The sequence below is a fragment of the Patescibacteria group bacterium genome, assembly GCA_041650995.1.
GTDB lineage: Bacteria > Patescibacteriota > Patescibacteriia > XYB2-FULL-38-15 > XYB2-FULL-38-15 > JAHIRI01.
In genome coordinates this window covers 1-23,205 of the sequence record JBAZJZ010000005.1, presented here as the reverse complement: position 1 = coordinate 23,205, position 23,205 = coordinate 1, and the positions used below count along the sequence as shown (strand labels likewise).

General features: G+C 40.4%; 39 protein-coding genes. 29 read left to right on the top strand and 10 right to left on the bottom strand.

Annotated elements, in window-relative coordinates; all coding sequences use genetic code 11:
* Positions 1–276 precede the first annotated feature (276 nt).
* From WC445_04885 to WC445_04870, 4 genes are all read left to right on the top strand, one after another.
* Positions 277–483: a hypothetical protein gene (locus WC445_04885; protein MFA5129256.1), complete on the top strand. Its 207-nt coding sequence runs from the start codon at positions 277–279 to the stop codon at positions 481–483.
* A gap of 128 nt (positions 484–611) precedes the next feature.
* The gene (locus tag WC445_04880) at positions 612–1,160 is read left to right on the top strand and encodes a hypothetical protein (GenBank protein MFA5129255.1); all 549 of its coding nucleotides are present in this window, start codon (positions 612–614) and stop codon (positions 1,158–1,160) included.
* Positions 1,161–1,234: 74 nt separating this feature from the next.
* On the top strand, positions 1,235–1,495 hold the full coding sequence (locus WC445_04875; protein MFA5129254.1) for a hypothetical protein: 261 nt from the start codon (positions 1,235–1,237) through the stop codon (positions 1,493–1,495).
* 89 nt (positions 1,496–1,584) lie between these two features.
* Entirely contained in the window at positions 1,585–1,935 is a 351-nt protein-coding gene (locus WC445_04870; GenBank protein ID MFA5129253.1) for a hypothetical protein, read from the top strand.
* A 120-nt stretch (positions 1,936–2,055) separates the two neighbouring features.
* Here WC445_04870 and WC445_04865 read toward each other — a convergent pair whose 3' ends face one another.
* The 10 genes from WC445_04865 to WC445_04820 all read right to left on the bottom strand — a co-directional run bounded on the left by WC445_04865 (position 2,056) and on the right by WC445_04820 (position 6,864).
* A complete protein-coding gene (locus tag WC445_04865; GenBank protein ID MFA5129252.1) occupies positions 2,056–2,511 on the bottom strand; it encodes an ERCC4 domain-containing protein in 456 nt (151 codons plus the stop codon).
* Between the two features lie 47 nt (positions 2,512–2,558).
* Positions 2,559–3,068 (bottom strand): hypothetical protein, encoded by a 510-nt coding sequence (locus tag WC445_04860; GenBank protein MFA5129251.1) that lies wholly within the window; start codon positions 3,066–3,068, stop codon positions 2,559–2,561.
* Between the two features lie 44 nt (positions 3,069–3,112).
* Positions 3,113–3,325 (bottom strand): hypothetical protein, encoded by a 213-nt coding sequence (locus WC445_04855; protein MFA5129250.1) that lies wholly within the window; start codon positions 3,323–3,325, stop codon positions 3,113–3,115.
* 11 nt (positions 3,326–3,336) lie between these two features.
* Entirely contained in the window at positions 3,337–3,774 is a 438-nt protein-coding gene (ssb, locus tag WC445_04850) for a single-stranded DNA-binding protein (GenBank protein MFA5129249.1), read from the bottom strand.
* A 6-nt stretch (positions 3,775–3,780) separates the two neighbouring features.
* Positions 3,781–3,975: a hypothetical protein gene (locus WC445_04845; GenBank protein ID MFA5129248.1), complete on the bottom strand. Its 195-nt coding sequence runs from the start codon at positions 3,973–3,975 to the stop codon at positions 3,781–3,783.
* A 33-nt stretch (positions 3,976–4,008) separates the two neighbouring features.
* Positions 4,009–4,953, bottom strand: a complete 945-nt coding sequence (locus WC445_04840) for a recombinase RecT (GenBank protein ID MFA5129247.1) — start codon at positions 4,951–4,953, stop codon at positions 4,009–4,011.
* Positions 4,954–4,989: 36 nt separating this feature from the next.
* Positions 4,990–5,181, bottom strand: a complete 192-nt coding sequence (locus WC445_04835; protein ID MFA5129246.1) for a hypothetical protein — start codon at positions 5,179–5,181, stop codon at positions 4,990–4,992.
* Complete coding sequence (locus WC445_04830) at positions 5,168–5,365, bottom strand: hypothetical protein (protein MFA5129245.1); 198 nt, start codon at positions 5,363–5,365, stop codon at positions 5,168–5,170. Before WC445_04830 ends, WC445_04835 begins: the two co-directional genes overlap by 14 nt.
* A gap of 103 nt (positions 5,366–5,468) precedes the next feature.
* On the bottom strand, positions 5,469–5,822 hold the full coding sequence (locus WC445_04825) for a hypothetical protein (protein ID MFA5129244.1): 354 nt from the start codon (positions 5,820–5,822) through the stop codon (positions 5,469–5,471).
* 772 nt (positions 5,823–6,594) lie between these two features.
* Positions 6,595–6,864 carry a hypothetical protein gene (locus WC445_04820; protein MFA5129243.1) on the bottom strand — a complete coding sequence of 90 codons (270 nt, stop codon included), beginning with the start codon at positions 6,862–6,864 and terminating at the stop codon, positions 6,595–6,597.
* Positions 6,865–7,334: 470 nt separating this feature from the next.
* Between WC445_04820 and WC445_04815 the strand changes: the two genes are divergently transcribed.
* The 25 genes from WC445_04815 to WC445_04695 all read left to right on the top strand — a co-directional run.
* Complete coding sequence (locus WC445_04815; GenBank protein MFA5129242.1) at positions 7,335–7,565, top strand: hypothetical protein; 231 nt, start codon at positions 7,335–7,337, stop codon at positions 7,563–7,565.
* A gap of 14 nt (positions 7,566–7,579) precedes the next feature.
* On the top strand, positions 7,580–8,377 hold the full coding sequence (locus WC445_04810) for a BRO family protein (protein ID MFA5129241.1): 798 nt from the start codon (positions 7,580–7,582) through the stop codon (positions 8,375–8,377).
* The gene (locus tag WC445_04805; protein MFA5129240.1) at positions 8,377–8,748 is read left to right on the top strand and encodes a hypothetical protein; all 372 of its coding nucleotides are present in this window, start codon (positions 8,377–8,379) and stop codon (positions 8,746–8,748) included. Before WC445_04810 ends, WC445_04805 begins: the two co-directional genes overlap by 1 nt.
* The gene (locus WC445_04800; protein MFA5129239.1) at positions 8,732–9,007 is read left to right on the top strand and encodes a hypothetical protein; all 276 of its coding nucleotides are present in this window, start codon (positions 8,732–8,734) and stop codon (positions 9,005–9,007) included. Before WC445_04805 ends, WC445_04800 begins: the two co-directional genes overlap by 17 nt.
* Before the next feature lie 101 nt (positions 9,008–9,108).
* Positions 9,109–12,003, top strand: coding sequence for a DUF927 domain-containing protein (locus tag WC445_04795; protein ID MFA5129238.1), 2,895 nt, complete (start codon positions 9,109–9,111; stop codon positions 12,001–12,003).
* Between the two features lie 368 nt (positions 12,004–12,371).
* On the top strand, positions 12,372–14,234 hold the full coding sequence (locus WC445_04790) for an ATP-dependent helicase (protein ID MFA5129237.1): 1,863 nt from the start codon (positions 12,372–12,374) through the stop codon (positions 14,232–14,234).
* Between the two features lie 141 nt (positions 14,235–14,375).
* On the top strand, positions 14,376–14,687 hold the full coding sequence (locus WC445_04785) for a hypothetical protein (protein ID MFA5129236.1): 312 nt from the start codon (positions 14,376–14,378) through the stop codon (positions 14,685–14,687).
* 11 nt (positions 14,688–14,698) lie between these two features.
* Positions 14,699–14,836, top strand: a complete 138-nt coding sequence (locus tag WC445_04780) for a hypothetical protein (GenBank protein MFA5129235.1) — start codon at positions 14,699–14,701, stop codon at positions 14,834–14,836.
* 2 nt (positions 14,837–14,838) lie between these two features.
* The gene (locus WC445_04775; protein MFA5129234.1) at positions 14,839–15,126 is read left to right on the top strand and encodes a hypothetical protein; all 288 of its coding nucleotides are present in this window, start codon (positions 14,839–14,841) and stop codon (positions 15,124–15,126) included.
* A gap of 251 nt (positions 15,127–15,377) precedes the next feature.
* Positions 15,378–15,734: a hypothetical protein gene (locus WC445_04770; protein MFA5129233.1), complete on the top strand. Its 357-nt coding sequence runs from the start codon at positions 15,378–15,380 to the stop codon at positions 15,732–15,734.
* Between the two features lie 122 nt (positions 15,735–15,856).
* On the top strand, positions 15,857–15,994 hold the full coding sequence (locus tag WC445_04765; GenBank protein ID MFA5129232.1) for a hypothetical protein: 138 nt from the start codon (positions 15,857–15,859) through the stop codon (positions 15,992–15,994).
* Between the two features lie 115 nt (positions 15,995–16,109).
* On the top strand, positions 16,110–16,451 hold the full coding sequence (locus WC445_04760) for a hypothetical protein (protein ID MFA5129231.1): 342 nt from the start codon (positions 16,110–16,112) through the stop codon (positions 16,449–16,451).
* A gap of 140 nt (positions 16,452–16,591) precedes the next feature.
* Positions 16,592–17,131 (top strand): sigma-70 family RNA polymerase sigma factor, encoded by a 540-nt coding sequence (locus WC445_04755; GenBank protein ID MFA5129230.1) that lies wholly within the window; start codon positions 16,592–16,594, stop codon positions 17,129–17,131.
* Between the two features lie 110 nt (positions 17,132–17,241).
* Positions 17,242–17,712, top strand: coding sequence for a hypothetical protein (locus WC445_04750; GenBank protein ID MFA5129229.1), 471 nt, complete (start codon positions 17,242–17,244; stop codon positions 17,710–17,712).
* Entirely contained in the window at positions 17,699–17,923 is a 225-nt protein-coding gene (locus tag WC445_04745) for a hypothetical protein (GenBank protein ID MFA5129228.1), read from the top strand. Before WC445_04750 ends, WC445_04745 begins: the two co-directional genes overlap by 14 nt.
* Positions 17,924–18,360: 437 nt before the next feature.
* Positions 18,361–18,702 carry a hypothetical protein gene (locus WC445_04740; protein ID MFA5129227.1) on the top strand — a complete coding sequence of 114 codons (342 nt, stop codon included), beginning with the start codon at positions 18,361–18,363 and terminating at the stop codon, positions 18,700–18,702.
* A 76-nt stretch (positions 18,703–18,778) separates the two neighbouring features.
* Positions 18,779–19,303 carry a hypothetical protein gene (locus tag WC445_04735; GenBank protein ID MFA5129226.1) on the top strand — a complete coding sequence of 175 codons (525 nt, stop codon included), beginning with the start codon at positions 18,779–18,781 and terminating at the stop codon, positions 19,301–19,303.
* Positions 19,300–19,608, top strand: a complete 309-nt coding sequence (locus WC445_04730) for a hypothetical protein (protein ID MFA5129225.1) — start codon at positions 19,300–19,302, stop codon at positions 19,606–19,608. The genes WC445_04735 and WC445_04730 overlap by 4 nt, the downstream gene beginning before the upstream one ends.
* Positions 19,572–20,216 carry a class I SAM-dependent methyltransferase gene (locus WC445_04725; protein ID MFA5129224.1) on the top strand — a complete coding sequence of 215 codons (645 nt, stop codon included), beginning with the start codon at positions 19,572–19,574 and terminating at the stop codon, positions 20,214–20,216. The genes WC445_04730 and WC445_04725 overlap by 37 nt, the downstream gene beginning before the upstream one ends.
* On the top strand, positions 20,216–20,767 hold the full coding sequence (locus WC445_04720; protein MFA5129223.1) for a hypothetical protein: 552 nt from the start codon (positions 20,216–20,218) through the stop codon (positions 20,765–20,767). Before WC445_04725 ends, WC445_04720 begins: the two co-directional genes overlap by 1 nt.
* 46 nt (positions 20,768–20,813) lie before the next feature.
* Positions 20,814–21,254 carry a hypothetical protein gene (locus WC445_04715; GenBank protein ID MFA5129222.1) on the top strand — a complete coding sequence of 147 codons (441 nt, stop codon included), beginning with the start codon at positions 20,814–20,816 and terminating at the stop codon, positions 21,252–21,254.
* A complete protein-coding gene (locus WC445_04710) occupies positions 21,239–21,490 on the top strand; it encodes a hypothetical protein (protein MFA5129221.1) in 252 nt (83 codons plus the stop codon). The genes WC445_04715 and WC445_04710 overlap by 16 nt, the downstream gene beginning before the upstream one ends.
* Positions 21,491–21,535: 45 nt before the next feature.
* The gene (locus tag WC445_04705; GenBank protein MFA5129220.1) at positions 21,536–21,694 is read left to right on the top strand and encodes a hypothetical protein; all 159 of its coding nucleotides are present in this window, start codon (positions 21,536–21,538) and stop codon (positions 21,692–21,694) included.
* Position 21,695: 1 nt separating this feature from the next.
* Entirely contained in the window at positions 21,696–22,937 is a 1,242-nt protein-coding gene (locus tag WC445_04700; protein MFA5129219.1) for a site-specific DNA-methyltransferase, read from the top strand.
* A partial coding sequence (locus WC445_04695; protein MFA5129218.1) for a hypothetical protein occupies positions 22,897–23,205 on the top strand: 309 nt, incomplete at its 3' end. The genes WC445_04700 and WC445_04695, both read left to right, overlap by 41 nt.

Sequence of the window (23,205 nt, the reverse complement as noted above, 5' to 3'; positions counted from 1 at the left end):
CAGATTTGCCACCACCTACGAGCCAATCAGGAGCACCATCTTCCACACCTGTAAGGATTGGGGCAATAAACGTTGATACGGCTGCGCCCGCACTGCGAGTTGGAAGCGGAGCTTAAGAATATCAGTCCAGAAACATATATTTCCCTTCTTTTTGTTGTAGCCGTGTGGGCTTGCAGCCTGCCCGGCTTTTTTTTGTTGGATATATTTTTCTTGCAATTCCTTGCAAAAGTTGGTATACTATTGTAATAAAATTGTTCTTTTACAAAGGAAAAATATATGGGAAAAATCATGGAACACACAAGGATAAACGGACTTAGAACCAAAAAAGATGGCTCAAAAGTCCAAACTGTAAGCTACGATATTCCCGTTGAAATTGTTGAAAGATTGGAAGAAATAAAAGAAAAAACGGGAATTTCTAAAAATTTTTTAGTCGCTAAGGCATTGAAATTATTGATACTTAGCGAAAGTGATAAAAATAATTAAATATTTTTACAAGTTTTTACTTGCAAAAATTTAAAAGGTATGGTATACTGTAAGTACAAAAGTGAGAGAAAAAAAGTTGACTCTCACTAAACCAAAAACCGAAACAAAAAAAAATAAGGAATGAAACTATGAGTAAAGTAGAAATTAATGAAAGTGGAATATTAGCGACAGTACATTTTTCCGAGCTAGATGGAAACGGCGAAGAATACACTCCTGAAAAAATAGTCATCGTGAGTTACGATGACGAGTACAAAAACGGCATCGGCCACGATAGTGACGGGAATGCCGTGAAATTTGACGACGAAAGTTTTGAAACAGTATCGGAGGGAACAGAATGGGAAAACGCGGTACACGGAACGAAATTCGTGGTAACACACGGCTTGGAGTGGGAAGAGGTTGAAGAAGAGCCTGAAGGCGTTGAGGATGAGGATGATGACGAGGACGTTGAAGATGATGACGATGATGAAGATGCTGCTGATGAAGGATTTATATGTCTAAAACAAAACGGGAAACAAGAAAAGCACGAACTGTTTAGAGAGTGGACAGAAAAAGAATGGGCAAAAAACCATGTTTGCTTGAAAGCAGACGCTATAATAGTAGAGTCGGAGGATGGGAAAACTTTCGAGACGGCATATGTCGAAAATTATGGATGGATAGCTGTAGAATCTCAAGAGTAAGTAGTACGTCAAAGAATAGAAACACAGCAACCGCCTACGGACCAACGCCGTAGGCTTTTAGGAAAGGGAAAATCATGGAAAAAGAAAAAATATTGGCTATTTTGGCCGAGAGAATTGTTGAAATTGAGAGAAAAAATTATCCCAAAGCCGACGAAATGAAGCGAGAGCTTCAGGAAAACGGAGTCATGATCTACGACGTGAAACATCCCGTTTCTTGTGAACGATTCACTTTTTGGCAGAAAGACGGCGTGACGACGATTTTCCCACATGAAGTTTCTCCAGAAGATTACGCGCTATTGAAAAGCGCGATCAAGGCAAAGAAGGCAAAGAAATAGTATTTTCCCCGATGTGCGAGATCGGGGGACGGATTTTTGATCCGTTTTTTTAACAAATTTTTTTGATTTTTTTTTGAAAGGGATTGAATATGAGTAAAGAAAAATATGAAGAACTAAAAAAACTAAGAGAAAAATACAACACTTTCTCTTCTCTTATTGAAGAAGATTTTGTGAAACGTGCCGATTTTATAGCCCGTGAAATTTCGCAAGAAAGAGACCCAAGCATTTGTGAAGTGCTTGGGAAGACAATTATATATAACTGTGGAAGTGAAGAATCACTATCAGAATTTTTTCCAGACTGCAAAGTCTCAGAGGGAAAAGGGAATTGGATTGGAGGCTATTTTAGCGTAGGATTCGATATAGAAAAAGAAGGAAAAAAAATCACTCTCTATATCGAAGGAGAAACTTACGAATCTGTAACAAAAGCATGGATAGAGTAGCATTTCTTTGCCAGGCGGCGCAGCCTGGCGATTCGCTTGCAGCGTGCAGGCGATTTTTTTTTTGCCCATATTTTTTTTTACCACGCAAAATTTTGCTGCACTTTCCGCCTGCCGGCGAGGCTACCCTCCCCAAAATTGTTGGTTTACCACGTCCGCGTACACTTTTTTGAGAATCCCCGCCACAAACCAGGCTGCTCCGTCGGGAGTCTCTGCCATTAAAAACGGGATTCCCGAAATAATCCATCGTTCGATCGAGCCGACCACGCTTTCAGGAGTAATTTTTGATCGATAGTTATGGGCAAGAATGTCGGAAAACTTGAACTCGCAGACTATCGCCTTCACCGGATAGCCGCGCAGCGCAAGGACTTCCTTCTCGAATCGTCCACGCTCTTTTCCACAACACGCCGTAAAATCGTCTATCGACTTGCGTTCTAGTGCCACAAGTTTTTCTAGCCCCGCTAGGGAGTAATCACCCCACGCTAACGTTCCCTTAACCGTTTCCAGTCCAAAATCTTCCAGCCTCAACGGCAGTTGCTCGCGTGTGTCAATTACGGCCACGCATTTTTTTTCTTTCACAAAAAATTCCTTTCGATAAAAAAAGCGTGCAGGTCGCACGCTATGGCTTATTGGCAAAGAAGGTGAATCCTTGTGAGTTCGCCCCACTTATAAATCGGGTCGCCCCACATCTTTATTTGCTCCACGTTGATTGAAAAAACCTTTACGTTTTTTTCAACATGGTCAGCATCTGGGAAAAACGCTGGTTGGAGAAAAACGTATTTTGTGTAGTGTCCGGAATACATTTTCTCTTCATACTCTTGTCGAGCAAGATAGAAAACAAGAGTTTTCTTCTTTTCTTCAGTTGGTAAATTTTCTAGTTCGTAAATTTTTGTTGCCACAATTTTTGTTGCCGTGGGGAAATTTTTTACAATTTCTTTAAAGTATAGCGCTTCCTCCTCTTGGCGAGGGGCGTCAACGACCTCTACTATCCAATCAAGAAAAGTCCCCTGGATAAACTCGTCGCATTTTTCAGTTTTTTCTAGAAGCGATCGAAAAATTCGACTCGTTTCCCACTTTTTTAAATTGTTCAGTGGACAATCGCTTGTCCCACTTGTTGATGTACTGCTTCTTGGCATTTTTTTTCTCCTAAAAAAGCGTGCAAGTCGCACGCTATAAGCTGTTACTTTACGATCATTATTTTTGAAAAATCAGGGTAATCCCCGTCAATTCTTGGACTTAGAAAAATTATTCTTTCTTGTGGAATTCCGAGAATTGAAGATTTTGTGTATCTTTTCCAGTTCCTTCTCTCTACATTGTAGAGTCTTGCGATTGCTCTTGAATCGCCACAAAATTGATCAGGAACAACTATGAAAATTGGCTCTATTCGCTCCATTTTTTTTCTCCTTAGAACGGTGGTTCCCCAAGGTAAGGGTCTCCACTCCAAGCGTTTGGCGGTGGCGGTGTTTCTGACGATGCCGCGGGCTGGCCAGCCGTCGCAGACTGTTTGTCGCCAAAATCCAAAAACTGTACGCTTTCAGCCACCACGCTTAGTTTGTTTCGCTTTTGGCCTGTCTGTTTGTCATCCCAACTTTCGAATTTTAGGCGGCCACCGACGTATATCAGCCTACCTTTTTTCATGTATTTGCTGACGTTTTCCGCAACTTTCCCCCAACAAGTTATGTCTACGAACGTGGTTTCGTCCGTAATCTTGCCGTCGTTAGCCTTGTACTTGCGATTAGTGGCCAGGCCGAACGTGCAAATTGATGCGCCGCCTGGCGTGGTGCGCAATTCGGGGTCTCTCGTTAGACGGCCAATTAGACGCACTTCATTTAAATCTGCCATACGAATTTACTCCTTTTTTTCTATCTCTTTTTCTCTTTTTTTTCTAAAAGCTTCCTCTTTTTGAGCTTCGTCATATCCTCTTTTGTATCCGTCACGAAAGCCGGCGTTGTACGGACTTAATTCTCTATTCCCTTTCAACAACATTTCTTCCATGTGTTGTAAGATTTTTTCTTCAAATTTGGCTCCATGTTCAAAAAACATGTTTTTTCCTTAAAAAGCCCCTTGCGGGGCGGCTTAATCTTGTGACTGCGTCGGCATTCCAGCCAGCAACGACGCCGGAGGAATTTCTTGCAACGATGCTTGCAACTCAGATTGTGCTTCTGCGTCTTTAGGAGCAAGCCTTTCGAGCAATTCAGATGCTGTTTGTGGCTGGTATTTTTTGGGGTACTTTTCCAATAGTTTTTCCCCAATCTCGCGGAGCGCTTCCGGCCAATTCTGACCAGTTGCCCATCGATGAATTACTGCTCTAGCTTTTGTTTGCTTTCCTTGCGAAGCATAAAACAAAGTTTCATCCACGGCCAGGCGTTCAAACGAAAGTTTTTTTCCCTGCAAATCGGGGGGTAGATAGCAGTCCGGAACGTCCTCAAATTCCCACTTCTCCGAAGATGGATCGGGGAGAACGGGCGTGGGTGGTGGTTCGCGAGGTTCTGAAACTTTGGCCATGGCGGCCTGAGCCATCGGCATTTCTTCCGTGATATAGATTCCACGAAGAACGTCATCGAATGCAAGACGTAAAGCGTCAGCAATAGCGCACTTGCGAAGCATCTGCAAAGGCTGCTTTTTCCATTGGGGGTTTGGTTGGACGGCTTCGGAGTAATAGCGAATCGTCCAACACGCTTCACGAAATACCTTCCGGAAAACCCCGATTTTGCAGGCGAAAGGAGGTTTTTCCTCTGTCCAAAGTTCCTTCCAGACTCCGTCAGGCCCACAAAATAATGCTTGTGTCATTCCTTCAAATTGACCAGTTTCCTGGCATTTGGCCAAAATATTGTGGTACGATGTCAGGAAACATACTTTTCCACCAAACTTCGAGAAATAGATTTCCTGGCTTGCAAGGCTTACTCCGCGCGCTTTACAGAAGTTTAGGTACATCCAAAATTCGTCATCTGTACCATCCTTAGCATAAGTTCGTTTCAAAAGTGACCATCTTTCTGGACTCATTTCTTGCGATATTGCCATCGCGTTTTCTTGCTTTATAGTTAAATCGTTTGCCATTTATTTTACCTCCCGGAAGCCGCCCTTTGTCGGCACGACTTCGTATTTGTCTTGTTTGTTTTGCATTGCTTGTTTCACAACGCTCTCCAGGATTCCCTGGAGAAAATACACGCAATTTTGCAAGGCTTCTTTGTCAACGCGAAGCCTAAAGTTCTCAGCCTCTAGTTCACGGATTCTTTCAGCGTCGTTCACTCTCTAACTCCTTTATTTTTGATGCCAACACCTCGTTTTCTTTTAAAAGTGCGAATACTATTTTTTCTAGATGGCTGATTATGTGTTCATGACATTGCGCCATCTTTTTAAAATTTTTTTTTAGAATTTTTTTCTCTTCTTTTAGAAGTCTCATCATCCTTTTTTCTGGCGTTTCGTTTCTCATATTTCCCCCTCCTCAATGTGGAACTTTGCCACGATCTCAGTTATCTTGCAATCGCGACAAAGTTTTTTCTCAGTCATTTTGCCGCATTTTCGGCAGTTTCGTATCATCTTTTCTCCGATCCCAGTTTTATGGCGCGTGAAATAATTTCCAACGCGCCGACGGTGTCCAAGTGTGGAAAACAGAAGTATAATTTTTCCAAGTATTTTTCGTCTGTTTCCCAAGTCCACTTTACACACACCTTGTCTTTCCATCTAGGAATACCAAACAGTTTAAACATTCCAAAATGTATTTTTTGAATTGGAATATTTATCTTGGTTATTATTATCGTTTCCAAAGAGCCTGGCTCGTCAGCTTCTAGAACATTCAATAAATCTATTTTAGGCGGTGTATATATGTCTATGCCTACTACACTTTCATTTTTCCGAGATATATTTTTGTGAATTTCTATTGTAACCATACGATTTAACGGTTGCATTTTTTTAAAATTTCTTCTCTTCTTTTTTCTGCTTACCTTTAATTGGTTTCCATATGATGAATTTTGATGCATTTCATACCTCATATATTGAATCATTCTGTATTTTTTGTTCACTTCGTTTTTTTTATCCCCGTTCCTGGGGTTCACTGACTTCTCCTATCTCCTGGCCGTCCGCCAGGACTTGAACGGTGTGGTTGCGGCCACACTCGCAAAAAATCGAAAGTTGTGAGCGGCTGACAACAAGCCAGCCGTTTCAAACTGTTCAAGTGATTCAGTGCGAACCGAATCTAAAATCCGTTCCCAGCCTGCCGGCGGCTGGGATTCGCAGTCTGCGAGTCTGCGACGCTACAAGAGCAGTAAGATAAGTAAAATCAATACCGGCAAGAAAAGTGTCGCGAAAGTTTCTAAACTGCATTCTAGGTCATCGTGTTTTTCAATCACCAGTTTCTCCTTTTTTTCCACAATCTAAGCATTCATCAAATTCATGTGGTGTTGGAGCCTCGCAAAACGAGCAGTAATAATATTCAATCATCGTTTCGATCCTCCCATGTGTGTCCACAAAATAAGCATCTACAAGTGATTTCGTCTTGTGGTGTGTCTGCCTGGCACCAGTGGCACCAACCTAAATTAGGAAATCCTTTTGAAAATTTATTTGTTTTTGCTCTTCGGTCATGATATAATTCCTTTTGAAAGATTTTTTTTTGAAAGATTTTGGTTTAACCACCGTGCCTTTGTCGGCGTGGTGGTTTTTTGCCTATCCGGCATGGAATGAGCCAATAATAAATCCCTCCTTTATTCCATCGTTCGCCAGTCCAATTTCTTGGACTTCTACATATATGGCTCCGCACCACCCAGAATAACCATAGTCATCACCAGTGAAAACCTCTGGTAAGTCAAATTTTCCAGTCTCTGGGTTGTAGTGTCTGGCTGTTTTTTTGTCACTTGCGCACACAACGAAACTATCGTATGTGTCATAACCCCTGTTTTTTGTTTGTGTCAGTTTGAAAAGTTTTAAATTAGGCATTCGCGCCTCCTTTCCATTGTTTTTTACTTTTGTTTTCTTTCCATTCCACGTTTTCTTTTGTCCGTCCTTCTCCTTTGTCCATTGTTGCTGCTGTTTCTTGCCAGTCGCCTACTCCTTCGCCTTTCGGTACTTTTCCCTACTCGGTTCGATTTTCGGACTAAGCTTCTTTTTTACTGCCGCCTCGTTTTTAAATCCTCATTATTCGGCTTACCGTGAGGTTCTCTAGCCGCGCAGCGAGTGCATCGCTTTGTTTCACTTTTGTAATTACAGTATAACACGAAGTGTTTAATTTGTCAATAAAAAAAAGCAAAAAAACCGCAAAAAAACCGCAACGACTACGCAAGTTGTTTATTTTCAATGCTTTAAATAGTAAAATTTTTTATGTTTTTTGCATTTTTGTTTTTATTTTTAGATTGATTTTTTAAAATGTCTATGATACAATATGATTATATTTTTTTAAAGGAGAATTTATGATTAAAAAAACGTCGGTAAGGTTCCCGTCGAAACTGATTTATGGCCAGTTCAAACGGATAGCAAAAAAAGAAGGTCTCTCAATGCGGCAACTATTAGAACAAGCAATTATGCTTGTTGTAGAAAAAGACAAAGAAAAAAGGAAGCCAAAAAAAACGAGTCCAGTGGCGATTGAGTCAATTCAGGTTAGTGATCCAGTATTATCACAGGAACAAACAATCCAAAACTGATGAAAGGTAAACAAATGGATAATATCGTCAAAAACTTGGTTTTCAAAGATCGCAACGTAACAGTACTTTCGCGCGAAAGCGAAATTCTTTTCGATCCAAAGGAAATTGGGGAAATACTACTCCTAAGTGAAAGGAGTATTGAGGATAAAATTTTGTCTCTAGAAGATGGTTTGGAAAAGATACATCTTTCTAGAATCCAAGTAGAAAGCATGTTTCAGGATACGGAGTTTTCCCGTACCCTGAATAACTTCGGTAAAACATACCTTACAGAGGCTGGTATGTACCGATTCGTTATAGAATCCAGCTCTCCAACGGCTAAGGATTTTAAAAAGTGGATTTGTTCAGAAGTCTTGCCATCAATACGAAAGCATGGAATTTACGCGACACCTCAGACGGTAGAACAGATGCTTTCCAATCCAGACTTACTTATCGAGGCGTTACAAAAGCTAAAACAGGAGCGAAAGGAAAAAGAAGAGGCCTTGCTGGCAAAAGAAAAGGCCGAACGCGAAAGGCTTTGGATTCGCTCGAAGGCAGAGGCTACGGCGATGGCCACCGCTTCCGCGAAGAGCCGAGAACTAGACAAGCTAAAGCTGGAAATGGGCGAGCATAAAGAATATGCGTCCATCCTAAGAGTTGCACTAGCAACGAACACATCCGAGAAAGAATATAACTATCGCGTTCTAAAAAATTATTCGCTCACGCACGGGCTGGAAATTCATGAAATATCTGACCCAAGGTTTGGCAAGGCACGTACATATCACCGCGAAGCCTGGTATAATATGTATGGTGTCGATTTGGAGGAGTTGTTTTGATGGATACAAAATATAACTTTGGAAAAGAACTGATAGCCGCTGCGCAGCAGTCTGTCCTAAAGATTGTCACCGAAGGTAATTGGATAGAGCCGAAATACGAAAATAGGCTGAGCCTGCCAGACGGATTTGTAAAGGAAGTATGGCGTAGGCTGGACAAAAACCGGATTCAGGAGTTGATCGCGAAAGAGGTCGAGAACCGTCTAGCTGAGAAGTTGGCAAACTTTATGATGCAAGAGTTTGCCGGCGAAATCAGGACGTTTTTGCATGATAACCCTGGCGTGAAAGAGGCTGCGATCGCGACAGCGAGGGAACGCCTAGCGGAATTGGTAAAACCGAAGGAGGAGAAAAAAATTAATGAAGAAAAACAATGATTTGGCTAACTCTTTGCGAACGTTTCAGTTACGCGAAGAGAAAGAAATGGACGCCCAGGAAATAGCTAAGCTACGGGCTGAAAAGCGCATGTTGCAAGGAAAGATTTTCGAATTAGAAAAAAAAGTTGAAGAAAAGAACGAAGAAAATCGCATGTTGCGGGCACAAATTCACAAACTAGAAAAAGCAGTTAAGTTATTGCAAAGGTTTGCTGGAAGCGTTGACGAGTCGCTCGTTGCGACGAACCAAGGGAATGGCTAGAAACAGCAAAAGCCAGGTTGCTACGGCCTGGCTTTTGGGACAACACAAAAAGATTTAAAGACATTATACCACGCAAGTGTAATAATGTCAAGGAGAAAACGATGGAAAATAATCTTTTTTTGGAAGCAATATGGAAGACAGGAGAAGTTAGAGAAATAAGGCTCCTTGGCAGGAGTGGCAAAAACAAAATCATATTGTCTGGATACTTTGACAATCCAGCAACGGCAGCGGTTTGGATCGATAAATATGAGAAAGGAGCAACTCAATTTTATAAGTACAAAGGAAAGTTGTCGGTATACGTAACCATAAACCCATTACACAATGGACTTATGGCTCGTCGCGGCAACAAAATAGAGGAGGCTTTCGAAAATGAAACAACGTCAGACAAAGACGTTATCGGATTACCATTCGCATTGGTAGACGTTGACCCAATTCGCCCGTCAGGAGTGTCTTCTACCGACGATGAAAAGACAGCCGCGAAAGAGATTGCCCAAAAGATTATGGACGAAATCGGAAGGCCATTTGTCTTTGGTGATAGTGGAAACGGCTACCATCTGATATATCGAACAAATGCAAAAAATCCCACAGAAACAAAATATTTTCTGGCTGATCTACAAAACCGCTTCGGAACAGAAAAAGCAAACGTTGATTTGAAAGTTTTCAACCCATCCAGAATAACCAAAGTTCTTGGGACTTGGGCCATTAAGGGAGAAAATACGGCGGAAAGGCCCTGGAGAAAATCGGCTATTATCTCAATCGATAAAGCGTCGCAGACTCTAGACTTATCTTCATTTGCTGTGAAGCCTGTGGAAAAACCAGTGTCCATGCAGTCAGCGGCCTGTGGAGCGCGTGAGACGTTCGACGTGCGAAAGTTTTTGTCAGATAACGGCGTAATCGTGAAGAAAGAAAAGTCATGGAACGATGCAACCATGCTTGTGTTAGAATCTTGCGTGTTTGATCCTTCGCACAAAGGAGGCGAGGCCAGCGTAATAATCCATCCAGACGGGAAGCTATCCTACCAGTGCTTTCACGATTCTTGCAAGTGTAAGACATGGCCCGATTTGCGCGACGCAGTCGGTGCGCCGAAGGAAAAAAAACAGCGTCTTTGTGATACATGCGGGAAGGCAATATTTTGGACACAAGACGGCGAAGCATGGATACCTATGGAAAATGAAACCACGCGCCATTTTTGTAATGCCAGAAAAGCAAAGGCTCGCAGCGCGGTGAAAAGCGTGGTCGTTGATGTAATCGGCGAAGCTGAAACAAAAAAATCTAGGAAGCAAAGAAAGTTTGACGAGGGAAAAAGGAAAGCATCGCCACTTCCAGAAGGCGAAACAAAAGTTTTGGAAATAAAGGAGGAAAACGGAGTTGGATACGTAGTTACACAAAACTCCGTTTTTGAAGCAAAGTATTGCCTCAACGAGACCACAAACGAAGTATACCAGACGTTCAGAAAGATTATCGAGCAGCCCGTAAGAATTGAGGAAATAATTCGGGATGTGTGGACTTCCGAGGAATCCGTGGCCATCCGTTGGGGCGATGAGGAAACTCAGCGGGCCGTTTTTCCGATGGAGGCAGTGAGCTTCACAAAGCACTCTGACAAGCTAGCTGCAAAAGGAGTCCGGATAAACTCAAACAATAATAAAGACGCGATATCTTACTTTGCCGCATCGATCGCGCGCAATTCTACGATAAAAACAAAACTCGCAAGCTACAAAAACGGTTGGTTAGACAGCAAACGGTTTATTTTGGGCGGTAAAATCCTTGGAAAAGAAACAGAATCTGAAATCGAATTTCAGGGATCGACGTATGTTCCAGAAATTAGGGGGACGGAGGCCGAATGGAAAAAAATCGTTGCAGAATTCAAAAACGACGTTGGTCTGGCAATGCGTCTGGGCTCGGCGGCCATCTCTCCTATTCTCAAAATAATCGGTTGCAGCTCGTACATTGATCATATGTGGGGCGGTTCGACTTCCGGGAAAACCTTCTCGTCCATTGTTGCTGCGAGCATGTTCGGCGATCCTTTTAGGCTCGTAGAGTCATGGCGGCAAAGCCGGTCAGGAAAGGAGACTTATTTTGAAGAAGCCGGGGGGCTCCCTTCATTTTTGGACGAAAGTCACCAGGCCAAGCCTGAAGATTTGGAACAAACCGTTTATGATTTTGCCAACGAGAAAGGAAAGGGCCGTGCCACTATCACCACGGGCGGCGAAGTACGAAAAGCAAAATCAAAGGCGTGGTTCGGCGTGCTTCTTTCCACAGGGGAAGGGCAGATCAAAGAGTGTACGCAAAAAGCAGGAGTTGAGGCCAGAGGCATGGAGTTTCAGCGCGTGACCGAAATTTCCGAAGAAGTTGGAAAAAAGGTCACAAAAGCAAAAAATATGTTAAAGGCGCATCATGGCCATGAGGTTGAAAAAATTTTGCGTCTTGCGATGGCGTACGGAGAACAACTGAAAGGATTCTTCGAGAGCCATCTTGAACAACTCTCAGAACATAGCAGTAATAACCTGCAAAGCCGACAGGTTCCTTATTTAGCTGCGACTTTGACAGGATGCAAAATATTGGATTTATTGGGAGTTGATGTGGCGAAAGAAGAGGATCGGATGGAATATGTTCTGGCATACATGTCTTCAGAAACACCTGTGCCAACTTGGAAAAAAGCATACGACTTCATCCAGGAACAGTCAAATAAAAACGCCCACAGATTTATCGTGACAGAAAAATCGCCACTTTCTGGAGGCGACATCGTGACCATGCCAAAAGATCAGTGCTGGGGGAGAATCGGGGATAAATGGATCGATATATTCCCAGACCAAACAAGAAACCTTTTAAGGGAGGGAGGTTTCGATATGTCCGTAATTTCTTTGCTGAAAAGTGAGGGTAAAGTTATTGCAAAAGATGGGTGGAACACGGTACAAGCCAAGCTTCCAATCGGCGGCAATAGCCGAGTTGTAAGGGTTATACGCTTTGTAAAAGAGTGTTTAGAGGAAGATGTGTAAAAATACCCAGTAACCGGCGGTAACCGCCTGGTAACCGCCTGGTAACCGCCTTACCGGTTACCGATCAAAACAATATAACATAAGGGTTTGATACCTATTTTATAACATGGTAACCGGTTTTTGTATAAAAATATGCCTACATGCGCGCGCGAGGAATAAAATATTTTGATTTAGGCAATATAAAAAAATAAAAATATTTTCTCTCTAGTACACCCTATAAAAAAACCGGTTACCACGGTTACCGAGGTATAAAACAGCACTTAAATATATGTAAAACAACAACTTAAGCGGTAACCGCCTTACCGGTTACCAGGCGGTTACCGCCGGTTACTGCTATATATATCAACAATTTATGAATGGATAAAAATATGAAAAAAACAGAGGTTTCGATAAAACATTCAGAATATCAGATGGCAATTTTTGACTGGATATCAAGAGGGACGGGCAACGCAATTGTTTCGGCGGTTGCTGGATCGGGAAAAACGACGACACTTATTGATGCGTTGAGCATCTTGCCAGCCGGGACGAAATCGCTTTTTCTATCCTTCAACAAGGAAATCCAAAAATCCACAAGAAATAAATTGGATAAAAGAGATGTCAAGGGAGTAACCGTTTTTACAAATCACGGTTTCGGATACAACACAATCATGGGGAGCCTAAATTTTATCAAACCAGTCGTTAAAGACGAAAAATATGACGAGGTTTGCAATCGGCTTTTCGCCGATGAAAGGAAAGTTTTAGAAAATAAACACAAAATTGCCTTCGCGAAACAAGAACAAAACCTAGACGAAGTCAAGCATAATAAGAAATTTCGGAAGTGTTTTTGTTCTGCTCCGTTTTTTCGCAAGATTTCCACCATGCTAAAATTTGTAGATTTTGGCAGGATGTTTGGTCTTGAAGATGTGGCGGCAATAGCCGATGCGATAAAGTATATGGGACAGAAATATGACGAATCGATAAACACTTCCGAAATAGAAATGGCATATCAAGAAATAATAAAAATAGGGATGTCGGATTCGCTCCAAGTAGACTATCTTGATATGCTTTGGCTTCCTGTTCAAAAAAGAATTGAAATGAAACAAAAGTTTGATTTCATCTTCTTGGACGAATGCCAAGATTTAAATGCGGCACAAATCAAACTAGTGCAGCACGCGATAAACCAAACTGGCGCGCGACTTTTAGCTGTCGGAGACCAACAACAGGCAATATATGGCTTTGCCGGTTCTCTTCCAACAGCCTGGCACAAAGTTAAAGATTCGTTTAGCGCGAAAGAATTTCCTCTTTCGGTTTGCTACAGATGTGGACGGGAAATTGTAAATTTGGCAAAATCTATCGTGCCACAAATTTCGTCATCAGAAACGGCGATTTCTGGCGAAATATCTCATATCGAAGATTTCAGCATACAGTTTATTTTAAAAAATGTTGATGCGGTTTTGTCTCGTTTTTTTGCTCCACTCGTGCATGTTTTGTGTGTGGGAATTCCTATTTCTGATCGGTTTAGAATTTTAGGGCTAGATTTTTCGCAGGAAATGAAGCGATATATCTTAACAATTACAAAGGAGACAAAAAAAACCAGCGAAGAATATTTGGCCCTTAGTTTAAGGGAAAAAATACAAGCGTTCTTTGCAGAAAAAATGGAAAGCGAAGAAAACGATTTCGCTTTCAAAAAGCTAGAAGACGTTATGAATTCGCTTTTATTTTTTGAGAAAATTTCAGATCATACAGAAAATGGGATGCTCACCCTTATCGAAAAATATATGACCGACAAACCAAAGAGGGGAGAAATACTTCTTTCTACAATCCATAAGGCCAAAGGGCAAGAATGGGATTCCGTGCTTGTTTTGGGATATAATCAAATGCCGCACCATTTTCAAAAATCGCCAGAATGGCAAGATGAGCAAGAGAGAAACTTGAAATATATAGCGATTACACGCGCGAAAAAAACTCTATATCAGCACTGTCCACAGGATAAATTTTGGTATAGAGAAGAATTTGTATTCACAGAGAAAATGCCCAAGATAGAAAGCTTCAAAGAGAATCAACCAAAAGAAAGCCCTCCAGAGTGTATTATGGACGAAGAGGATGAGGAAAATCTTTACCAGATCGAGCGGGAGCGTTTCATAGCGAAGGGCAGCACAAACGAAGTTCCGAAATGGGCACGCCCCGCCCTAAAGTATATTTTGAATCCCAAACTAAAAGGGATGGATTTGAAACTGGAAGATTTAAAGTAAGCCTACGGCGTTAGAATTTACACAATGCCATTTTAATCCACGCCATGCGATTTTGTGCTGAACGTGATTAAAACTAAGCCTACGGCGTTAAAACTCGTGTGGCGGGCACGGATGGCGATGCAGGAAAGGAGCAACGCAGTTATGGACAAAAATCTCAGATTAAAAAAGCAGGCTTCGCAAAATCGGAAGATACTGAACCAGAATAACCAGGATCGGGCCGCCCGCCGGGCTAGAAAGAATGCGAGGCGCATGGCCAGAAAATCTATGGGGAAACAAACACGTGGAGAGAGAAATGAGTTGAGAAAGTTAAAAAATGGATTTAGGCCACATAGAGAAACGATAGTCCAGGCTTTGGCATATCCACCTACAGGCGAGGGAATAATGAGTCCTGGGAGATCGTTTGGAACTTTTGTTGTGGCTTCATTCGGGAACAACGGAGTTTGGAGTTTTTAAGGAAGTAGTCTATGAAAGACGTAGTCGCAATCATGTACGCCGACAATGCAATATTTTGGACTCGTGCGATTATTGAGCGAAATCCGTCGCCGGAGGCGCGCGAGATTGAGCAGAAACTTGTGAAAATCAGAGAGGATTTGGAGGAATAGAAATGAGCAAAGCCAGGAAGGAAATTCTCAAAGCCTTAAAAAATGTAATGTTAGATTTAAAATCAATAAAATACGAGCATCCATATGGCAACTTTGAGATGATTGGGAAGTTTGGAGGGTGGACAATAGAAACGACAGACTTCCAAGTTTTTTTAGGGTGGAATTATCAAGAAGTTATAGAGGCTATCAATAAAACAGTTAGGCCAACTTTAAAAGATGGAACATCTTACTTTAAAAGATGGCATATCTTAGAAACCGCACATCTTAAAAACCGTATAAAGGAGTGTTAGTATGATACAACAGAAAGAAGAAAGACTTTATTCTTGTCCGCGATGTGACCGTATTTCTTTTTCTGACTCTTTTTCAATGATTGGAAACATTGTCATGTGGGATGTGCCAAAAGTAGCATGTAAATACTGTTCCCCACGTTTAGTAATAAGAAATGTTCCTGGCATTGGTCTTTTCCTAGATATATAAGGAGAAAAAGAAACTATAGGAATTTTGTTTTGTCTGCGAGCGCCGCAGGCAGAAAGGGAAAGTCATGAAACAAGATTTTTTTAATATTTTTGCCGAAAAGTTCAAAAGTAAAGACAGTGCATTTTTGCACTCAATTTACTCCAATTTAAAGCGTGCGGAGGAAAAAGAAAATTCGTCAGATGTAAGCCTGGCACACAGAGATTGTTTTTTTGACTTGTTGATTATGGATGCTGTGGATATTTTAGTTGACAGGTTTACAGAGATAGAAAAAGAGCTGATTTCTCTAAAAGTTGAGGCCGCTGAAAAAAGAGAATTTCCTATCCCAATACAGTTAGGGACAAAAGAAGAGCGTAGTCCTCTTTGGCAGTTGTCTGAACGCATAGGGTACAAACTCGTGGCGGGAGTCGAAAAGGAAAACTGATGAAAAATGAACTCAGGTATATTTGCTGTAGTTTTACTGAAAATGGTAGTTTTGGCTATGGCTTTTGGCTTGACGGAAGAAGATTTTATTACAGAAGCATGATTGGAATAGTGCATCTATATATGGCGCTAGACGATTGCCAAGAAAGATATTCAAGCGAATTGCATATGTACGAACAGATAAAAAAAAGATGGCATTCGGGATTAAAATTTGGAACAGGAGAGCATTATGAAGTTAAGTTTAAAAAAGACTTTAGCTAGAATAGAAAAAAACAGAAGGAAAGAGACAGGAAAAATCAAGATTGGGCAGTCCAGAGGTCTCTAAAGCTTGCACGCCATGCGGCGCGAAGACTATAATTGTTCCAAACAATGGAATATGGAGATATTAGGAGTAAACACAAACATGGACAAAAACAAAGAGGTTGAGACGATAATCAAAATAGGAGATAAAGAAGAAGAGGTAATAAAGTATGCAAAACAAATTATTTGCGATACTTTTGTGGAAACTAAGAAAGAAGACATAATTCATTTCTTTGACTACTCCATGCCTCATAATTTTATCTTCCTTTTCCCAATGCCAAAAGCAGAAAAAAAGGAAGAGTATAGTAGACTTAAACTTATAATTAGTGAAGAGTTTATTTCTTCAAAGGATATATCAGAAATCAAAGCGCACATAAACTCCGAGCTAAATAGAATTTATAGTAAGAAAAACATATAAAGACAGCTTCTCTCTCAGAAGTATACGAAAACTGGTAAGAGAAAAGAAGCTGGTAGGCTATTTATTTTGTCGCGCCTGCTTTTGTCGAATAGATTATAGTGGGCGCGTGGATAAAAAACAAGTTTTTTTGTGAGGAAAACATGGAATCAGAAAAAATAATTGAACTTCGGAAAACAAACCGAGGAATGAATGAAATCCTAAACGCAAATCGCCCACTCGTTATAAGCACAATAAAAAAAACATGTTCTAAATATAGCGGTAATCTTAATTTTGACGACATTGTTTCTGCGGGCATGGTTGGACTTTGGAAAGCAGCGACGCACTTTTGCCCTGAAAAAGGAAGGTTTTCAACCATAGCCACGGCATGTATAAAGAGAGAGATGTTCCGATTTATACAAAAAGAGGCCGAAGGAAAGGCGCGGATTTGTAGTATTGAGAAAATGGGCGGATATGATAGTAATGGCTCTTCTTTCGATGATATTTTTTACCAAATGATTGCAAAAGAAGATATTCGATCGATATTCCAAGTTATGGAAAAAGATGATCGTGACCTATTGATAGCAAGGTTTTGGGAAAACAAAACTCTCAGAGAAATGGCCAAAATGTATGGTGTGACCAGAGAGCGCGTCAGGCAAAAAATTGCCGAGGCATTAAAAAGGATTCGGGCAGCACTATCTTAATACGCTGTGTGGTTAGCGGAAACGGCACAAGGTTAAACGCAAATATAAAATTAGTGTATATTGTGCTGGCCCTTGCTAACGCGCCTTAAATCAGCTTATTTTTGGTTTTTATGGCATTGGCAAACTGGGAAAAACCATTTTTTGAGGAAAAACCTATGGATAATACCTGTTTGGAAAAGTGGAGAAAAGAAATAAAAGAATCAATCCGCCTTGATTTTATTGATGGACGGGTCGACCTTTTTTGCGATTACAAAAAAAACATGATAAAAATCGTGATAAAATATACAGAGGACGATCGCCGCTGTCAGTGCGATGAAGAAATTTCGATAAAAACGTTATCAGAAGGGAAACCAGACTGGAAGGCCATTCTAAAATCGGTAATAAAATCGAAGGGAAAAAATCGAGAACGAAAAACAATCCCAAACTTTTTATTTGAAAGTGATGGAAATCAAGGATTTCCGAACGGAAGAAAAACAGAAAACGAAACAAAATACATAACGCAAAATGACAACAATGGACGAAAAGTGAAACTGGTTTCAAGGGCAGACGAATACAAGGAGGTGGTTTATGGGAAACACTAGATTTGCGATTGAAAGGATGCTTTATCTTGATCGCAAGCTTAGACTCAGACAGTATCCGAATTGTTTGCAAGTTGCAAAATATTTTGAAGTTGATCGAAGAACAATTGAGCGGGACATTGCTTTTATGCGAGTCAGGCTTGGAGCGCAAATCGAATTCGATAATAAAAATGGAGGGTTTGTCTATATAGGCAAGAGCCCGTTTGAACTTTAGGAAGAAAGGAAACGAGGATGAATTTAGTGAAAATAACTCTTGATCAATTTTCTGAATACAGGAGATCGCAAGGCTGGTCGACAAGAGACGCAGCACGTGAGCTTGGAATTTCACAGGGGCACCTTGCAAACGTCCTAAATCAAAAGCGTCCACCCAGCGAAGATGTGTTGCAAAAAATGTTTTCTTTACTGATTAGAAATCATTTAGCAATCACTTTTCGACCGGAGAGTAAGGAATTGCAAGGGTGAATAAAAAAACCAGCAATCATTTAGCAATCACTTCCTTGTGAGGCTATATTTAGTGTGTATAATACTAGATATAGCCTCTTTTATTAAAAAAAAAGGATCAACGGACGATTATAACGTCCGTTTCCAAATGGGGCTTACGAAGCGTTTTTTAGGATGAAAATTCAAAGAAAAGGAAATAGAAAGGTATTTATGACAAAGAAACAAAAAAGAGAAATGTATCTGGGAATGATTGTGTTTGTGTTGATTTTTGCATCGTTCGTATTTTTTACGGGATGCGAGAGCATTGATTCTGTGAAAATCGGAGGCGGATACACTGCCGAGGATGGAACGAAGATCGAAGGCGACGTTGAGATTGTCCTTTCTGAAACAGAGACAAAGTCTCTCGGCATTCCATATTTTACGTCCAACGCGGGAAATTTTGTTTTAATTTCAGAAAAACAGGCGCAGAAGATTGTTGAAAAAATAGAGCCTGATAAAAAAAATATCGTGCCAAACTCGGCTTTTAAAAGTTTGGCTGAAAAGTGTAAATAACATAGGTGCTTGTGCATTGTTATAAGTGCCTATGCCTTATTTAGTATAGTTTAGTATAAAATTTAAGGGACATCTTGTGAAAAAAGTAAATAGCGCATCATTAAAAAAAGAGGCAGAAGCACTTTGGTTACAAGGGAATTCAGTAGAAAAAGTGGCAGAAGTTTTGGGAATAAATAAAAACACAGTACAGACTTGGGGTTTCCGATACAACTGGATTGAAAAGAAAGTACAGCTTTACGAACAAACCAAGAAAACTCTTTATGCAAAACTCATAGATCAAGTCACGCAAAGCGCACAAAGATATCTTCAAGGGTCGTTACTTTTGGGCCACCTGTCACTTATGGCACTCAACGAGATACATGAAGATGTAAAAAACGGAGAAAGAAGTCTAGAAGAATGCAAAGGCAGTATTTTAGTATGGGCCAATGTTTTAGCGAAAGGTTCTTCTATTCACCGCAATGTAGTTCCAGATGCAAACGAGCAGGTAACGCAGCAAATCCTTGAAGAACTCAAGAGAATGAATGATATTATAATTCCAAAAGAGTTTCTTTCTGTGCCAGCGATTACCGAAGAAAAGAAAAAGAACGCAGCGTCAGAATGAAAACAAGTTGGATTAAAACAGAAATGGAGGCTAACAAATCGTCCGAATGCGTTGTTACACAAGGTATTATCGGACGATTTGTAAAATATTTAGAGCAATATAAAAAAGAAATCGACCTTGTTTCTTTTCTGTCATTGGCATGGGAATTTTGGAAACAAAATCATGATGGAAACATCGAAGAAATGAGAAACTTTTGTGACCATATAGGCGATTTATTTGAGTCTACACAGTTTATATCTGTAGAAAAGTTTAGAAAAGAGGCTGAGAAATGGAATGGAAAAGACAAATCAAAGAACAGGCCATGAGCGAATTATCAGTACACCCTCATTGCCCAGAGGAACGGGCCGATCTTTTTACCGCTTACGATGGCGAAAGTGCAGAAATAGAAACGTGCGAGTTTTTATATTCTTTGGTTCGCATTCTAAAGCCAAATAAAGTTTTAGAAACTGGCACAGCGAAAGGGATAGCGGCTATAGCGATGGCGAGCGCGATGAAAGAAAACGGCTTCGGCAAACTTTTCACAATCGAAAACAAAAAAGATATTGCCGAAATAGCATCTGCAAGATTAGACAAAGCTGGCCTTTCAAAATTTGTGAAAGTAATTGTGCAAGATTCTATCCAGTTTTGCGAAGAGACTCGGTTTAAGTTTAAATTCGCATTTCTCGACAGTTCCATCCCAATTCGGACAAAAGAGTTTACGATTCTTAACCACAAGGGATCGCTTGACATTGTCGCATTCCACGACACTTCTAGACACAGAGAAAAAGCCTTAAAAACACCAGGAGAACCACAAGACGAATACCTAAAACAACTTAGATATTTAGAGCAAGATTGTACTGGAATGATAGATTTCTGTTTTTCTCGTGGGCTACGATTAATGCAGACTACCGGATTTATAGGGGAACAACAATGATGATTCGTTGTATTGTTGGTGCGATGTGGAGCGGAAAAACATATATGCTTTTGGAAGAAATAGATCGTGCAGAGAAAAACGGGGAAAAACATATTGAATTTGACCACTTTGCCAACACAAGAGGCTCAGACAGGGACTTGAAAGTCCAGAAACTCGAAAAAAAGATAGACATAAGCAAATACGATGTGGTTATTTTTGATGAAGTCCATTTATATTCTGCGTTTGGAAACGAAAATGTTTTACTAGAAACCATAGCTACAGCATCGCCGCATGCGACAATCATTTGCGCGGGGCTTCTTTACGATTTTTATAACGACTATATTGTTTTCTCTATTTGGAAAGAAATTCAAGAACTTGATCACGTGGTAGACTTTACGCTAATGCCAAGCCGAAAGCCTTGCGAGAATTGCGGCTCTCTTCAGGACGTAAATTATACGGCAAACGACGGAAGTACAACTAATCGCGTAGGCGATCACTATGTTAATGTATGCAAGAACTGTAAAGACATATATTTAGAAAAGTATAGAAAACTTTGTCTAGAAGAAGAATAAAAGGATATGTTTTAGGCTCCTTCAATGCAGGGTAGTTATAAAAAATATGGAATATAAAAATAAAACCCAAAAAACGAGATGCACAGGCTGTTATTTCTCAATAAAAATTGGCTCTGACACATATGACGACTACATAAACGTTGGAATTTTATTTGTTGTTCCAGAATTTAACGTTGTTATTTTAAAACTCACAAAAGAAAATAAACTTATTGATGTCTTGTTAAGATGTGACGCTCCGTCATGCGCTGGGAATATAAAGAAAAAAATAAGAAATTATATAAAGTTAATACGGAATGATATTTGCAAAAAGAAATTTCTTAAAAAGTTGTCAGACATGAAAGATCAATACGGATTTTGGAAATTTGGGAAAATAAGGCAGACAGGCGTTTTTTTTTACGACAACATTGAGGATGAAGCAAATTATTGGTTTAACATGTTTGTTTTATCGGAATGGCAATTTTGTAAGAAACTTTGCAAAAGACACTGAAAAGAAAGAGAATACGATGCCAGAGAAAAAAATATGAATCTATTCCAAAGGATGTTAAGTTTACGATAAATATTTCGGCTGTAACGTGTTTTGAAGCAAAAGAGTTTTTAGACATGCTTTGCCAGCTTGAAACAGACCTAATGATTGGTTTTAAAATGATACCGAAACCAGATGGGATTATTGAGGTTGTTGGAATTCCAGAAAAAGAAAACGATTCAGAAAATAAAGAATCTTAATATAAAGAAACTGCGAGCGTCGCAGACTCAGAAAGGTCGTAGACAATGGAAATAGAGAAAAAAGAAATAGAGAACGAAACACCAAAAGACGAAAAACGTGGATGGCTTGACAAACAACAGGCGAAAAGGAAAAGAAAAGATCGGAAAAGAGCACAGCTAAAGAAGAGGCAGGCTAGACAGTTACGAAGGGTGATGGGGAAATAGAATGGATTTAGCAAAAAACATCATCAAAAAGAATATTTCCGAGCTTATCCCAGACCCAGAGAATCCAAGGTTTATCACCGAAGATTCTCTGGAAGGACTGAAAACGTCGATCCAGACATTTGGATATGTCGAGCCAATTGTCTGGAATAAATGTACAGGGCACGTTGTTGGAGGTCATCAGAGGCTTAAGGCGTTGCAGTCTCTTGGAGAAAAAGAGGTCGATGTTCTCACTGTAGATTTATCCGAAAAAGACGAGAGGAAGCTAAATATAACGCTTAATAATCGTGCGATACAAGGGGAATGGGATATTCCAAAGCTGGAAACAATCCTAACAGAACTTGAGGATTGCCCAGATTTTCAAGAGCTGCGACTTGACTCTTTGAAAGAGATTTGTTCCGAAAGCGAAGTAAAAATTACAGAAGAAAAGAATGACCTAGAAATAAGCGAAGACTTTCTAGAATCTGCGCACAAAAAATGGAGCGTAAAAAAAGGCCAAATATGGCATCTCGGAGAACACAGGTTGTTATGTGGCGATAGCACAGATAAAAATGCAATAGAAAGGCTGTGTGGCGACGACAAGGCGAACTTAATGGTCACAGACCCACCATATGGCGTAAATTATGATCCGGCTTGGCGAGAAAGCCATGATTTAGGAGTCGGGAAAAGGAGCAAAGGCAAAGTAAAAAATGATGATATTGTGGACTGGTCAGAGATGTATAAAAACGTTGACGCGCAGGTTTTATACGTTTGGCACGCAGCAAAATTTGCGGCAGAGGTAGCAAAGAATTTGATAGCCTGCGGGTATGAGATTATTTCTCAGATAATTTGGGTGAAGCAGCATTTTGTTTTGTCGCGTGGCGATTACCATTGGAGACACGAACCATGCTGGTACGCTGCGAAAAAAGGAAGAAACCATAATTGGAATGGAGCAAGAGACCAGGATACGATTTGGGAAATTCAAAATAACAATTCTTTTGGACATTCTGGAGACGAAGGGATAGAGAAAACAGTGGGGCATGGGACGCAAAAACCTATTGAGTGTATGGCAAGGCCAATTCGTAACAATTCAAAACCTGGAGACTATATTATTGATCCGTTTTGTGGATCTGGAACGACTATCGTCGCATGCGAAAGACTTAAGAGAAAATGTCTGGCGATTGAGATAGATGAAAAATACTGTTCGGCAATTCTTGAACGGTATAATGAAGAAGTTGACGGAAAAGAAAAAATTGTTTTGTTTTGAGCAAAAAGAAAAGAGGCAAGAAATGAAATTCTTTTTATTTTTACTGACTTTTTTGTCCACAGCATTCGCGCAGGTAGAACTTTTTGAACATTCCGGAGGGACTCCTGGCCGTTCTTGGAGATTGGAAAAGCCAGGATACTACCAAAGCGATTTGGGGAACTTCGGAGATAATTGCGTTTCGTCTATTCTAATCATGGACGGATGGGAGGTAAAACTTTGGGAGCATCCAAAATCTTGGAATAAAGGACGCACAATCGAATTACAATCA

Coding starts and splice junctions, on each gene's coding strand:
- WC445_04885 (MFA5129256.1), top strand. CDS start 277: ATGGGAAAAATCATGGAACACACAAGGATAAACGGACTTAGAACCAAA.
- WC445_04880 (MFA5129255.1), top strand. CDS start 612: ATGAGTAAAGTAGAAATTAATGAAAGTGGAATATTAGCGACAGTACAT.
- WC445_04875 (MFA5129254.1), top strand. CDS start 1,235: ATGGAAAAAGAAAAAATATTGGCTATTTTGGCCGAGAGAATTGTTGAA.
- WC445_04870 (MFA5129253.1), top strand. CDS start 1,585: ATGAGTAAAGAAAAATATGAAGAACTAAAAAAACTAAGAGAAAAATAC.
- WC445_04860 (MFA5129251.1), bottom strand. CDS start 3,068: ATGCCAAGAAGCAGTACATCAACAAGTGGGACAAGCGATTGTCCACTG.
- WC445_04855 (MFA5129250.1), bottom strand. CDS start 3,325: ATGGAGCGAATAGAGCCAATTTTCATAGTTGTTCCTGATCAATTTTGT.
- ssb (MFA5129249.1), bottom strand. CDS start 3,774: ATGGCAGATTTAAATGAAGTGCGTCTAATTGGCCGTCTAACGAGAGAC.
- WC445_04845 (MFA5129248.1), bottom strand. CDS start 3,975: ATGTTTTTTGAACATGGAGCCAAATTTGAAGAAAAAATCTTACAACAC.
- WC445_04840 (MFA5129247.1), bottom strand. CDS start 4,953: ATGGCAATATCGCAAGAAATGAGTCCAGAAAGATGGTCACTTTTGAAA.
- WC445_04830 (MFA5129245.1), bottom strand. CDS start 5,365: ATGAGAAACGAAACGCCAGAAAAAAGGATGATGAGACTTCTAAAAGAA.
- WC445_04825 (MFA5129244.1), bottom strand. CDS start 5,822: ATGGTTACAATAGAAATTCACAAAAATATATCTCGGAAAAATGAAAGT.
- WC445_04820 (MFA5129243.1), bottom strand. CDS start 6,864: ATGCCTAATTTAAAACTTTTCAAACTGACACAAACAAAAAACAGGGGT.
- WC445_04815 (MFA5129242.1), top strand. CDS start 7,335: ATGATTAAAAAAACGTCGGTAAGGTTCCCGTCGAAACTGATTTATGGC.
- WC445_04810 (MFA5129241.1), top strand. CDS start 7,580: ATGGATAATATCGTCAAAAACTTGGTTTTCAAAGATCGCAACGTAACA.
- WC445_04805 (MFA5129240.1), top strand. CDS start 8,377: ATGGATACAAAATATAACTTTGGAAAAGAACTGATAGCCGCTGCGCAG.
- WC445_04800 (MFA5129239.1), top strand. CDS start 8,732: ATGAAGAAAAACAATGATTTGGCTAACTCTTTGCGAACGTTTCAGTTA.
- WC445_04795 (MFA5129238.1), top strand. CDS start 9,109: ATGGAAAATAATCTTTTTTTGGAAGCAATATGGAAGACAGGAGAAGTT.
- WC445_04790 (MFA5129237.1), top strand. CDS start 12,372: ATGAAAAAAACAGAGGTTTCGATAAAACATTCAGAATATCAGATGGCA.
- WC445_04785 (MFA5129236.1), top strand. CDS start 14,376: ATGGACAAAAATCTCAGATTAAAAAAGCAGGCTTCGCAAAATCGGAAG.
- WC445_04780 (MFA5129235.1), top strand. CDS start 14,699: ATGAAAGACGTAGTCGCAATCATGTACGCCGACAATGCAATATTTTGG.
- WC445_04775 (MFA5129234.1), top strand. CDS start 14,839: ATGAGCAAAGCCAGGAAGGAAATTCTCAAAGCCTTAAAAAATGTAATG.
- WC445_04770 (MFA5129233.1), top strand. CDS start 15,378: ATGAAACAAGATTTTTTTAATATTTTTGCCGAAAAGTTCAAAAGTAAA.
- WC445_04765 (MFA5129232.1), top strand. CDS start 15,857: ATGGCGCTAGACGATTGCCAAGAAAGATATTCAAGCGAATTGCATATG.
- WC445_04760 (MFA5129231.1), top strand. CDS start 16,110: ATGGAGATATTAGGAGTAAACACAAACATGGACAAAAACAAAGAGGTT.
- WC445_04755 (MFA5129230.1), top strand. CDS start 16,592: ATGGAATCAGAAAAAATAATTGAACTTCGGAAAACAAACCGAGGAATG.
- WC445_04750 (MFA5129229.1), top strand. CDS start 17,242: ATGGCATTGGCAAACTGGGAAAAACCATTTTTTGAGGAAAAACCTATG.
- WC445_04745 (MFA5129228.1), top strand. CDS start 17,699: ATGGGAAACACTAGATTTGCGATTGAAAGGATGCTTTATCTTGATCGC.
- WC445_04740 (MFA5129227.1), top strand. CDS start 18,361: ATGACAAAGAAACAAAAAAGAGAAATGTATCTGGGAATGATTGTGTTT.
- WC445_04730 (MFA5129225.1), top strand. CDS start 19,300: ATGAAAACAAGTTGGATTAAAACAGAAATGGAGGCTAACAAATCGTCC.
- WC445_04725 (MFA5129224.1), top strand. CDS start 19,572: ATGGAATGGAAAAGACAAATCAAAGAACAGGCCATGAGCGAATTATCA.
- WC445_04720 (MFA5129223.1), top strand. CDS start 20,216: ATGATTCGTTGTATTGTTGGTGCGATGTGGAGCGGAAAAACATATATG.
- WC445_04715 (MFA5129222.1), top strand. CDS start 20,814: ATGGAATATAAAAATAAAACCCAAAAAACGAGATGCACAGGCTGTTAT.
- WC445_04705 (MFA5129220.1), top strand. CDS start 21,536: ATGGAAATAGAGAAAAAAGAAATAGAGAACGAAACACCAAAAGACGAA.
- WC445_04700 (MFA5129219.1), top strand. CDS start 21,696: ATGGATTTAGCAAAAAACATCATCAAAAAGAATATTTCCGAGCTTATC.